The following is a 12,342-nucleotide window of genomic DNA, read 5'->3' as shown; positions in this document are numbered from 1 at the left end:
AACATCCTGTAAATATCAAAATTCCCGACTTCTCTAAAAGGTCGGGAATCTGAGCTTTTCGATTCCTCTTTCGCAAACCCAATTAATCATCAGTTGGATCGTCAATCATTTCTGGTACTAAAGCTGGGTTACTTTTACGTTCTTCTGGTGATTGCTCTCGAATAACATCGTCTATTCTCGCAGGGTGTTTGATTTTGTCCAGTACTTCTGGACTTAATTGTGGCGCATCACCTTCTGGATTAGACTTTTCAGCCTGACTAGGAACTGTTTCCTTATTCATAATTATTTCCCTAAACCCTAAACTCATACGCCAAGCTTAAGTTCCTCGATAGTCGGGTACACACTATCTGGGGACTTAATTTCACATAACGGTGGGAAGAAAGGCGATCGCTAAAGTAACGATTAACTAAGTTTGCCCCACGTTTTGGTTTGCGATCGCTATTGGCCAACTAGGGATTTAGTGGTGGGTTCAATGCCCAATCCCTTTGAATCCTACTCCTTTCTTTGTAGATTGTGATTTTTGGCTAACCAAAAGAGCAATGTCATGAAAGCTTGATATGTTTGCTATTGCTTAACGTATAAATCACTAATTATGTTATGAAAACATGACAATTAGATCCCAGAAGGGCTGATAAATTCGTGAAACAGCTAAAAAACCTACTTATTACCCCTTGATCCCTAGATATGCTTAGTGGTTAATATTGACTTAACAAATAAAAATCCTCCGATCCCAAAGAAATGCTAATTTTGGCACAATAAGGAATTGAAAGGGTGTTGGCTCAATTTAAAAACAGATTAAAAAACTTAAAAACTGGGCAAAACCAGGAGTCAGGATAAGAAATTCATCTGGAATGGATGAGATTTTACATAGCATTCTTTAACCAGGGGAAATCATTTACCGCTTAAACTACTGGAGGCCAAATTAATGGCAAAAGAACGCCCGCCACTAGAGGAGATGACCTTACGCCAACTACGCAAAGTTGCTAGCGAATATAGCATCTCTCGCTATAGCCGAATGCGTAAATCACAACTACTGGCATCAATACAAGAAGTCCAGCGTAGCAGAACTTTACTCAGTCCATCTCGTTCATTGGAGGCACAAGAAACCGTGGAAGCTGCAAAGTTTGAATTAGGTCAGGAAGATCGTACTGGTGGATCTTTGGCTGATGTTGATGAAGGACTGGCAGATTTGCCCTCTGGCTATGGTGAAAGCCGGATTGTACTCTTACCGCGCGATCCTCAGTGGGCTTACACTTACTGGGATGTTCCCAATGAACACAAAGAGGAACTGCGTCGGCAAGGCGGACAACAACTAGCACTACGGATTTATGATGTCACCGACATCGATATTGAATACCAAAGCCCACATAGCATTCAAGAATATCCCGCTGATGAACTAGCTAGAGAATGGTATCTACCAGTTCCAGTTAGCGATCGCGATTATACAATCGATATCGGCTATCGTGCTGCTGATGGTCGCTGGTTAGTACTAGCTCGTTCTAGTAGAGTACACATTCCTCCTGTCTATCCTTCTGACTGGATTGAGGATGTCTTCATCACTGTAAATTTTGAAGAAGATTTACGTGGCAAAACTCAGTACGAACTAGTTCCTCCTGCCAAGAAGATTGCAGCTACCGCCAACGGTAATGTTGGTAATGCTGTGAATGGCAACCCCATCTACGACGAAATATTTGGTTTAGCAGAATCTGCCGAAGCGTTACGGGTTGCTGGTTCTATCTTTGGTTCCCAACAAGGTGCAGTACGTCCTGAACAAGCGATTAGCTCCTACATTTTCCCATCGGGTGTAGGTCTGTGGGCAACTCCTACCGTGTCTGGCTTAACCGCTTCCGGTGCAGGAATGTCAGGTGTTGGCTTCTCGGCTTCTGCCGTACCAGTGCGTCCGCGCAAGTTCTGGTTAATTGCCGATGCTGAGTTGATAGTCTACGGTGCAACCGAACCCGATGCTACCGTAACCATTGGCGGCCGTCCAATTCAGCTAAATCCAGATGGAACATTCCGCTTCCAGATGTCTTTCCAGGATGGTTTAATTGACTACCCAATTTTGGCTGTAGCTGCTGATGGTGAGCAAACCCGCTCAATTCAGATGAAATTTAATCGTGAGACACCATCTCGGAATACTAACACCAAAGAAGAAGCTGTCTTAGAATGGTTCTCTTAAGTTTTGGCTCTGAGATTGACTCCAGACTGAAATTTTAAATTATTCCCCGCTATAGTAATTCTGTAGCGGTTTTTTTTGTATTATTATGTCTACAAAAAAATTATTTTTGTTATTTATCTTGATAATCAGTGCAAGCTTATTATCAGGTTGTCAAAAGATGGAAGCAAATTTAGTCCCAAAAGCGTCTAAAAGTTGCCCTGGCAAAGATACCAAGTTCAGTATTGATTTTTTTAAAACCAATAATCAAGGTAAAAAAAATCCTAAAGGTATTAATAATGTAATTATTTTTAATCCCAAATCAGCCGAATTAGATTTCAAAGTTAATGTTGGTCTATCTCATAAACTCTACGCCAAAGATAGTAGAGGTAAACTGCGTAAAGAATATGTAGCAAAACAGTTTCATGAACTCATCGCTGATGATAATGCCAAGTTAAACGGACAGCTACCCATTGCCGCAATTAATGCGGACTATATAGATACTGATGATAAACCCCAAGGCTTAAATATTTCTCGTGGTGTAGAGTATTCAGGAGCATTTAAAAATAAACGTTCTTCCTTTGGGATATCAGGAGGTACACCTCAGCAGCGACAGGCTACTATCCAAGCTGGCAGAAGAACAAACGATATTCTCAATTACAACTTAGTGGGCGGTAATGGCAGATTCTATCGTCAAGGTAAGTTTAAAGATATTTGTCAAGATTTGGGAGAAATGGCTTGTAAAAATGCAACTAATCGCTCTCTGGCAGCTATCACTAATCAAGGCTATGTAATCTTATTAGTTAATGACTTGAAAGCTAATTCCGAGATTGAATTATCTCAACTTAATCAAGAGTTACTACCAGATATGTTTGATAATGTCTTAGAGGGTATTGCTAGCAATAACTGTTTAGGTAAGATTCAAGAAGGGATTTTATTTGATGGAGGTATGTCTCCAGGATTGTATTACAACCAGAAAACTTATGTAGAAAACCTTGGGCCGATTGGTTCAGTTTTTTTGATTTACAAAAAATAAAATAGTTATAATTCCTAAAATTATTGTGCCCCTCCCCGATGCTTTGGCTTACGGTGTGCACACAAGTCTTAAAAACATAGCTTAATAAGACTTTCCTCGTTTTTCCTCGTTCCCAGTTTCCGACTGGGAATGCATTCATTGAGTCAGAGACTCAATTCCAGACTGGAGGCAGAGCCTCAACGAGAGCATTTCCATGCAGAGCATGGGAACGAGATATTGGTTATTTACAAATGACCAATAACTAATGACTAATTCACGAGTTAATGCTTATTTACGACTTTGTGATTCATCTTGATTTTTAGTTTTTTTATGAGAAAAGCGAATTCCTACAAAGATATCGTAAATAAACTCTAAAAAGTCTTTCTTTTGTAGTAACCCTGAAGTTTGATAACAGCCTTTTTCATCTAACAAAGGCTTCATCAAATAGTATGTAGACTGATACTTGTACCAGGGAATACAAGTCCATAAATGATGAATTAAATGGTAGTTCTGACCTAAAATCAGGATGTTAAGAATTGGGCTAGGATATACACGAGCATTTTTCCAGCGATCGCGTTCAACAAAGGGACGATGGGGCAAATAATCAAAAAACAAGCCCAGTATTAATCCCACAATACCAGAAGGTACAACCCAAAAATTGAGAACGTACATTAAAAAATGATACTGAACTGAGATATAAACAATTGCAACAACAATTGAGCGGCTAATTAACCATTCCCATAGCTCATATTTGCGCCACAGTCGCCGTCGAAAGAAAAACACCTCGTGGGACAAGAATCGAAATGCAATCATCCACAGCGGGCCACCTGTAGAAACAAAATGATCTGGGTCATCTTTGGGATCGTTGACATGAGCATGATGCTGCAAATGTACTCGTGTAAACACTGGGAAAACGAACCCTAGCATCAGGGCGCTACCATGCCCTAATATGGCATTAATGACTCGATTGCGGTGGGCAGATTGGTGACAAGCATCATGAATTACTGTTCCAGCACAATGCAAAGCAATAATATTAAAACTAAAACACAGCCAGTCTGGCCATTGCCAAAGCCAGTAACCACAATGAGATGACACCAGTACTGTCACAGATGCAAAAAACAGTAGTAATGTAGGATTGAAATCACCAGGAGGCGCTAACAATTCCTTTGGTGGAGCTTTCAGCAGTTTTTCTGCTTTTGAAGTTACCGTTCTTACTTCTGTATCTACTACGTCTTTAAAGATGACTTCCAAGTTGTTGCCATTTAGCTTTTTATGGTCATCAACGGCTGGGTCGATGATGATTAGGCTTTTGTCCGGGATGTCAAAAAAATTAGGATCTAAAGAGGTCATAATTTTCCTGGTCTTGATTCGTTGATAAAATGGGTTTGAAATCCCAAACTCAGCCAGCACAGAATAGATTTCTTGCCCCGATTAGAGAGATGAAAAGATTGAAAATTTAGCCAATACTCTTCTCTATTCAAATTAGGTATGGACTGTAAGAGATAGGGAATAGAAAAAATTTTGAATTCCTTGCTACACTACACACATAAACAAAATATTTGATTTTTCATTTCGGGAGTTGCTCCTGTTACTCATCATGCCAGCGACAACGGCATACATAGATTTTGGTTTGATATCGATATTTATCGATTTGCCCAGTCAATGTTTTTTGCGATGTGCTGAAATTGTGCTTTGTTATTGATTTTGTGAAAAACAATTTTCAACAATATAAAGAATACAGTTATTTTAACGATCAATGCAAGAGTTTTATCGGAATTTGGCTGTATAATAAAAATATTTTAGGCACAGATATCATACTTCAAACAAAAATATATATTTTATTTGCTTAAATAAAAATTTCATCCCTTTTTCTGGATGATGCAATAAGTATATATACTAGCGATCGCTTATCCAATTTTGATTTCATGCAGTTGCTGTCTTCTTCTTTTAAGCAAAACTCCATCGCTGGAGTGTACTGATAGCCAAAACGAACCATGAGACTTCTTTGTGGAGCATACCACTTCCGACTCTGATTCTGAGTTCGAGGCTACTAAAAATATCAAATTTCTATACTTAACAACAAAGATTTTGCTATGCGTCAATTATTACTAGTTTTTTCCAGTATACTAACTCTCAGTAGTTTAAATACTCCTGCGATGACAATAGCAGGTACGGCGCCTGATTTATCTGGGATGCACTTAGTTCAAAAGTTAAACTGCAATAATGCTCAAACTCAAGCAGCAATTAATGAATGTACGAAGTTATCTTATCAGAATGCAGATAAAAAGCTGAATCAAGTTTATCAACAATTGATATCTACATTAGAAAGACCTAGAAAACAGAAATTGATTGCTGCACAACAAGTATGGATCAAGTTTCGAGATACCAATTGTGAGTTTGAGAGAAGCAGATATGAGGGCGGAAGTATTGCTTCTAGCATTTATTCTGGTTGTTTGGAAGATACCACAAAACTGCGTACTCAACAATTACAAGAATATCTGAAAACTGACCCTTAAGCTGAAGCTGAAAGTCAGTCTATAAGAAGCTTTTAGGGATTAGACTTGTTGTATGAATCTAAAGCCCTCACCCTAAATCCCTCTCCCAAGTCTGGGAGAGGGACTTTGAAATTTGCATTTGTGCAAGAGGTTTATTGAGTCAGAGACTCAATGAATGCATTCCCAGGCTGCCGCCTGGGAACGAGGAGAGTTCAAGCTAGGTTTTATTAACTACTAGTTGTCACTGGGAACTAGAGTAATTATCTTTTTCTGAGATTAACGCAAACCTAAAATTTCGGAAATCGCCGTTACAATATCCAAATAAAAGTTGCCTTTCACTGCCCGAAATAACTCAAATTTAGAGTCAGGCGCACCAAAAAACGGTCTGAGAAACCATCCTAACTGCATACCAACAAAGGCATAAAGCAATAACCAGGATCTTAAAATAGTGGTGCGGGTTTTTTTACCAACTTCATCTTGTTGAGAAAGTAGTTGCATTCCTTCATACAGGAACTTCACGCCAAATATGCCTGTAATGCCAAAAATAAATACATTCAGCAGTTTAAAAAATTGATAAGAATCGGGTGTAGTGATTAGAAAAAATAGCGTAACTGGTGCCAAGCTAAATAAAAGTACGCTAATCACTGATACAGATGTGAGTAATACAACAAAATGCTGTAGAATACTGCTCCGAGAACCAAACAAAACATTAAAAAAGAACAACGTCGGGAAACAAATAATCAGTGTGATTAAATAGAATACCGGAAGTTTAATAGCACCAGATAATGCCTGTCCCCAACTGTGGGATGCACCGATAATTGCTCCGTAAAGGGCAAAAAATATAGAACTAGTTACAAACAGAGAACTGATTTTATTTTGTAATCGCACTCCCTGACGAATTTCTTCTAAGAATGACTGGCGATCGCGCAGTAAATTAACCAAAACACCAAATTGTTGAATTCCGCGATTTTGCTTTTTCAGCATGATTTTATAGTTTGTATATTTTGTGGAGTTACTAATGACTAATTAACGGAATCCAAAGAGATAGCTAAGAGATTTAATGACGCTTAAATAGAAATTACCTTCTCTTTCGCGGAATAGTTCAAACACAGAACCAGGTGTGCCAAAAAACGGTCTGAGAGTCCATCCTAACTGACTGCCTACGAAAGCGTAAAGAAATAGCCAAAATTGTAAAATTTTCTGGCGAGTTTTACTACTTTCATCATCTTGTTCTAAAACTAAACTTGTGGCTTGATATAAAGACGAAATACCAATAAATCCAGTGATGGCAAAGATAAAGACATTTAAAAGAATTAAAAATTGGTAATTATTGGTGGTAATTAAGAAAAACAACGTGATAGGAGCAAAGCTAAATAAAAGTACGCTGGTGACTGAAACCGCAGTTAAGACTAATGCTAAATGCTGGGCAAAACTCCGCTTGGAACCAAAAATAATATTCGCAAAGAACAACGTCGGGATACAAATCAAAAGTGTAATTAAATAAAGTGCTGGGAGTTTAATGGCAGAAGATAAAGCTTGCATCCAGCTATGGTATGCACCAATGATTCCGCCATAAGCAGCGATAAATAAAGAACTGCAAACCAGTAGCGAAATGATTTTATTTGGTAATCTCGTACCTTGGCGAATTTCCTCTAGAAATCCTTGGCGATCGCGCAGGAATCCAATCAGCACTGCAAAGTATTTGATTCCTGATGATTTCCGTTCCATTATGTTATCCTCACACCGATATTATTCTAAGTTTCATCTGAGTAATCACCGCCAGAACCATACTTCCAAGCATCAATCAAACGATGCCAATAATATTGTTGTTCTTTTGGTTGATTCTTAATCCATGTTTCTAGCATTGGACTTAGCGAAAACAAGGCAGTGTATACACCTAAATTACTGTAATGTAACATCCAATCTAGCAAACTTGCCAAACCTACTTGCGGAATTATCTTGACAACTATTCCAGGATGATATAAACCAGTTTTTAACAGTGTTTGCGTTAGTGCCGAAAACTGCACGATATCTTGTAAAAATGGTTTTAACACTGGTGTACCTAACTGTTGCATTTCCTGAAATACCGCTGAGAGTAATTGGTTAATTTGATCTGGGGCAATTTTCTGATTTACACCAACACTCATCGCCTTTTGAAATAACCAGGTAACAGTCAAACTCGGCTGATAGGGTTGCAGCATTGCTAAGGCTTTTGCAGATAATTGTTCTGTTTCTAGCGCTTCGGAAATGCCATAAGTTAAACGCTTCAGATGACGCACCATCGCCCCAAAACCACCAAAACTCAAGGGAGATTGACTACCACTGCTATCTCCGGCTGGTAGAATGCGATTCCAAGGAGTTTTTAAGGGACTTTGGCGATAGGTGGGAAAGAAACCAAATAGCGCTCGTTGAAATTTCAGGTTGCTCAATTCCACTCCCTGATATTCTGGAAGAAGACGCAGATATTCCTCAAATAGAGCTTCTAAACTCAAACGTTGAGGTTCTGCATCCATGTAGGTAAACAAGTAAGTGGTTCTGCCATCCCTAGCTGGGAAAGCTTCCCAGAAGTACTGGCATTGATTCTGCAAGGATGTGAATGATAATAATAAATCGCCTGAGTTATTTTCAGGAAAACCTTGGGCGCAACTTCCTACAACTAAGCACAGCGCATCTGGTTTTTTGCCTTGGCGTGCTTGTTGGGTGATGGGTGAAAAATGTCCCATCGCGTCGATTAATAAGCGGGTTTTGAATTGGTTATTTACCATCACCCCATCGGGATGAACTACTGCTTCGGTAAAGGGTGTGTTTTCTAACAACTTTCCCCCGGCGGCGAGAAATCGGGTTTTCAAGGTAGCTAATAGATAAACTGGATCTACGCCGATATTCAAGACATCCTCTACCCAAACTTCTGTACCGCCAGCAAAACTAACTCGCGCTGGGTTATATTGAGTGGCGATCGCACTTGCTAATTCTTCCTCAGTCAGCAAGTTCAATTCCACAAATACATCTAATTCTTTGCGAGAAATATTCCACTCTTGTTCCCTCCCCCGCAAAATTCCCCGTTCCAGCAACACTACCCGCAATCCCTTCACCGCCAAGGCGCAACCAATTAAAATGCCCAAAGTGCCACCGCAGATAATTACATCGAAGTCTACGACGCCTAAAGGCTGTTGACTTTCTTTAACTAACGTTGGTACTGGTGCGGAGTTTTCGCGCCCAGATGTGAGAATGCGATCGCTTTGGCGCAATCCTCCTAAAACATCGCCGGGTAATTGGGAAAGAATTTCTTCAGTTAAAGACATTTTGGAAAAACTTAACTCTACATTCCAAAACTACCTGAGAATGAAGAAAGTAGATATGATCATGCCCAGATAAATCGTAATTAGAACTCTTAATTACGAATTACGAATTACGAATTACGAATTACAAGAGTATGTCCACTACAAAACCTGTAGAACGTCTGTATACTTTTAAGGAATATCTCACCTACGACGATGGCACTGACAAGCGCTATGAACTTGAGGGTGGGGTACTGCTAGAAATGCCTCCAGCCTCAGATTTGCATGAAGCGATCGTTACTTTCTTGTTGATCCGCTTCTATCTAGAAATCCAACGACTAGGGTTAGACTGGCAAGTTCGCCCTAGCGGTACTGGCGTTCGTACCTCCGTCAAAAAATCCCGTCTCCCTGACTTAATTGTGATGACTGAAGAACAGCGACAATCTATTCAGGGTAAATCGGCTGTACTTGAGTTACCTCCACTGTTGGCAATAGAAGTGGTTAGTGCTGAGTCTGTGAAGCGAGATTATCAAAGGAAACCACTTGAGTATGCAGCCTTTTCTATCCCTGAATACTGGATTGTTGATCCTCTAGAAGCAAAGCTGACAGTCTGTTTGTTGCATGAAGGACATTATAACCAAACAGTATTTACAGAGAACCAGCAAATATATTCTCCGACTTTCCCTGAGTTAGTATTGACAGCACAGCAGATATTAACGGCTTAGGGATTACTACATAAAACCGTCCCTCTCCGAGTCGGAGAGGGAAAGAAATAAATTATCCAATCTTGTGGGGTGGGCGTCTCGCCCGCCCTTTGCTATGGGCGGACAAGATGTCCACCCCACAAGAAGTAATTGAGTATTTTTTATTTGTCAGTCCCTTAATTATCCCAAACCGAATAGTTTAGAAATCGCAGGCAATAATTTATTACCCGCTTCTACCAGAGAAGCAACAGCAGGTAAGCTTGTAAATATCCCTTTCAACATCGTGATAGCTGTTTTTGCCGTCTTTTGCTTAGTGGATTCTTGAGGATTTTTACCCGCTTCTGCCAAAGTGTTCACCTGTTCTAGCGCTTCGGCTTTGTCAACTTCAGACAAATATGTGGATTGTACGATCGCATCTTGCAACTGCGACAATAATTCTTTGATTCCTGGTTTCTCGGCATCGGTTGCATCAGGTAACTCATTGAGGGCAATACTCACGTTACCGCTAATAGTTCCTAGATTAGCAATAGAATTATTGCCAGCGATACCGCTAACATTACTGCTGCCTTGAATATTGATGCCGCTGATATCTGACATATTTGTATCTCCTTGTGTATAAAATTTCGGCTGCTTGAGAGCAGTATCTACCATATTTTCTAAACTAATAATGCGCTTATCTTTTTCTACCAGCAGTAATTGCTGACTCTGCGATAAAGCTTTGAGTTGATTATAGTCATCAAAATATTCTGCACTCAGTTGAGACTTATCACTATCTGCTGCGGTTTTGGCTCTGAGCAAGAGTTTATCATTGCCGCGTTTCTCCATTGCCACGATTTCTAATTCGGCTTCGGGATGGTTTTCGGCAAGGTTTTTGAAAGCGATCGCCACAGCACGGGGGTCAACGCCTTGATTATGATAAAGGTCGAGGGTGTCAAAAATTGGCTTGATAAAGTCGGCAAAATCGCCGTCTGCAAATACCTCTTGTTTATTATCAGGTTTGCGGAGAGGGTCGGGGTCTACTTTTGTGGGTAAGCGCATGAAGACATATTCACACCTCACACCATGCAATTTAGTTGTATTTGTAATGCCCCAATCTTCAATGTATGCGCCTGTGAGAGTTGCACCTGTTAAATCTGTGCCGTCTAGTTGCGTTTGCTTCAGCTTTGCTCTTGACAAATCGGCATCTTCCAAGTTGGCTTCACTGAGATCAGCGCCGATAAAACTGGTATCTGCTAGGTTAGCTTTTTGTAAGTTGATACCCCGCAGTTTTTCACGGTCAAATTTTGTATCCTGTCCCTCTCCTGTAACCAGCAGTTGGCGTACTTGTGAGTTTTGCAGGTAAGTTGAGCCAGGACGAACACGGTCAAGCATTTTGGCTTGATGCCAACGGCTACAGATAAGAATAGTGTTTCGGAAATCTGTACTTTTGAGTGTGGCTTGGGTGAAATCAGCATTGGTTAAATCAGCGCCACGAAAACTTGTACCTCCTGTTGCAGCAAAGGCGATCGCAATATTGCGAATTAAGGAGTGTTTTTGATCTCCTTTCATGGCTCGCCAGCTGATGTAAATGCTAAATAAAGTTCCAGCTACGGCTAAAGCTCCGGCTACAGTTCCAATTTTGGCTAAGGCTATAGCTAAGACTACGATTAAGACTAAAGCTCCGGCTACAGCTAAAGTTCCGGTTCCGGCTCCGGCTCCGGCTAAGGCTAAGGCTCCGGCTACAGCAACAGCTAAAGCTCCGGCTCCGGCTCCGGCTAAAGCTCCAGTTCCAAATCTGCTTCCGGCTAAGGCTAAGGCTCCAGCTACGGCTACAGCTACGGCTAAGGCTCCAGCTCCTGCTACGGCTCCAGCTCCTGCTACGGCTCCTTGGTAAATTGTGACAAAGAAAAAGGCAATTAATACGATTAGAGCAGTCCAGCCGCGAATCTGATTCTGTAAGCTGGAAGTATCAAATATTAGTGACACTAAATAACCATTGACAGACCATAAACATCCTGACAGTACCAACAACAGCCATGAGACAAGGATTAGGAAAATTGCCCACAGGTGTTGCAGTCCAGCTTGGGCATGACTGAAGTTTGCATCGGTTAAATTAGCGTTGGCGAAGTTTGCCCCTCGGATGTCGGCATAGCTAAAGTTTGCACCCGCAAGGTCTTTTCTACCTTTGAAGTTGCGTCCTCGAAGATTTTGACCGGAGAAGTCTAAAGCCATGTTCCACTTTACAGAGGTGAGCAAATTTTACTACACCCTCACCCCTGTACATTCATGAATGGTTAGATATATTTGTTAGTTGAGGATAAAAGGTGCAACTTCGAGGATAAAAAGCGCAACTTCGAGGCTCAGAAAGTCATTGTTGAGCCTTAGAAAGTCAACTTCGAGGATAAAAGGTGCAACTTCGAGGCTCAGAAAGTCATTGTTGAGCCTTAGAAAGTCAACTTCGAGGATAAAAGGCGCAACTTCGAGGATAAAAGGTGCAACTTCGAGGCTCAGAAGGTCATTGTTGAGCCTTAGAAAGTCAACATTGAGGATAAAAGGCGCAACTTCGAGGCTTAGAAGGTCATTGCTCTCATCCCCTAACCCCTTCTCCCATGTTGGGCTACGGTGTACACACAAGTCTTCTAGAGTTGCACCACAGCCTTTTGATCCCCCCAACCCCCCGATAAATTGGGGGGGCAAAAAGCTCTCAAAGTCCCCC

11 protein-coding genes are annotated in these 12,342 nt (G+C 40.8%); 4 read left to right on the top strand and 7 right to left on the bottom strand.

Annotated features, from left to right (window positions below):
• Positions 1-82: 82 nt before the first annotated feature.
• Positions 83-280: a hypothetical protein gene (locus ACM0OX_RS23935; protein WP_289797157.1), complete on the bottom strand. Its 198-nt coding sequence runs from the start codon at positions 278-280 to the stop codon at positions 83-85.
• Positions 281-925: 645 nt separating this feature from the next.
• Here ACM0OX_RS23935 and ACM0OX_RS23930 point away from each other — a divergent pair.
• Positions 926-2,179, top strand: a complete 1,254-nt coding sequence (locus ACM0OX_RS23930; protein ID WP_414517466.1) for a DUF4912 domain-containing protein — start codon at positions 926-928, stop codon at positions 2,177-2,179.
• A gap of 85 nt (positions 2,180-2,264) precedes the next feature.
• On the top strand, positions 2,265-3,191 hold the full coding sequence (locus ACM0OX_RS23925; protein WP_414517465.1) for a phosphodiester glycosidase family protein: 927 nt from the start codon (positions 2,265-2,267) through the stop codon (positions 3,189-3,191).
• Between the two features lie 267 nt (positions 3,192-3,458).
• Here ACM0OX_RS23925 and crtR read toward each other — a convergent pair whose 3' ends face one another.
• Positions 3,459-4,520: a beta-carotene hydroxylase gene (gene crtR, locus ACM0OX_RS23920; protein ID WP_414517464.1), complete on the bottom strand. Its 1,062-nt coding sequence runs from the start codon at positions 4,518-4,520 to the stop codon at positions 3,459-3,461.
• 743 nt (positions 4,521-5,263) lie between these two features.
• On the opposite strand from crtR, the gene ACM0OX_RS23915 reads away from it, so the two are divergent.
• Positions 5,264-5,686 carry a lysozyme inhibitor LprI family protein gene (locus ACM0OX_RS23915; RefSeq protein WP_414517463.1) on the top strand — a complete coding sequence of 141 codons (423 nt, stop codon included), beginning with the start codon at positions 5,264-5,266 and terminating at the stop codon, positions 5,684-5,686.
• 255 nt (positions 5,687-5,941) lie between these two features.
• On the opposite strand, the gene ACM0OX_RS23910 is transcribed toward ACM0OX_RS23915, so the two are convergent.
• From ACM0OX_RS23910 to ACM0OX_RS23900, 3 genes are read right to left on the bottom strand one after another with little or no spacing between them, the layout of a single operon-like run.
• A complete protein-coding gene (locus ACM0OX_RS23910; RefSeq protein WP_334937321.1) occupies positions 5,942-6,649 on the bottom strand; it encodes an actin-binding WH2 domain-containing protein in 708 nt (235 codons plus the stop codon).
• Positions 6,650-6,691: 42 nt separating this feature from the next.
• Entirely contained in the window at positions 6,692-7,396 is a 705-nt protein-coding gene (locus tag ACM0OX_RS23905; RefSeq protein ID WP_335054287.1) for an actin-binding WH2 domain-containing protein, read from the bottom strand.
• Between the two features lie 23 nt (positions 7,397-7,419).
• Complete coding sequence (locus tag ACM0OX_RS23900; RefSeq protein ID WP_414517462.1) at positions 7,420-8,967, bottom strand: FAD-binding oxidoreductase; 1,548 nt, start codon at positions 8,965-8,967, stop codon at positions 7,420-7,422.
• A 131-nt stretch (positions 8,968-9,098) separates the two neighbouring features.
• On the opposite strand from ACM0OX_RS23900, the gene ACM0OX_RS23895 reads away from it, so the two are divergent.
• A complete protein-coding gene (locus ACM0OX_RS23895) occupies positions 9,099-9,668 on the top strand; it encodes a Uma2 family endonuclease (RefSeq protein WP_414517461.1) in 570 nt (189 codons plus the stop codon).
• A gap of 159 nt (positions 9,669-9,827) precedes the next feature.
• Here ACM0OX_RS23895 and ACM0OX_RS23890 read toward each other — a convergent pair whose 3' ends face one another.
• A complete protein-coding gene (locus ACM0OX_RS23890; RefSeq protein ID WP_414517460.1) occupies positions 9,828-11,858 on the bottom strand; it encodes a pentapeptide repeat-containing protein in 2,031 nt (676 codons plus the stop codon).
• A 75-nt stretch (positions 11,859-11,933) separates the two neighbouring features.
• Positions 11,934-12,342 (bottom strand): hypothetical protein (locus ACM0OX_RS23885; RefSeq protein WP_414517459.1); only part of this gene is annotated, 409 nt, incomplete at its 5' end.

Source organism: Nostoc sp. PCC 9305 (assembly GCF_963920915.1).
GTDB lineage: Bacteria > Cyanobacteriota > Cyanobacteriia > Cyanobacteriales > Nostocaceae > Nostoc.
Note: the sequence above shows the minus strand (reverse complement) of the source record. Positions and strands in the feature narration are given on the sequence as shown.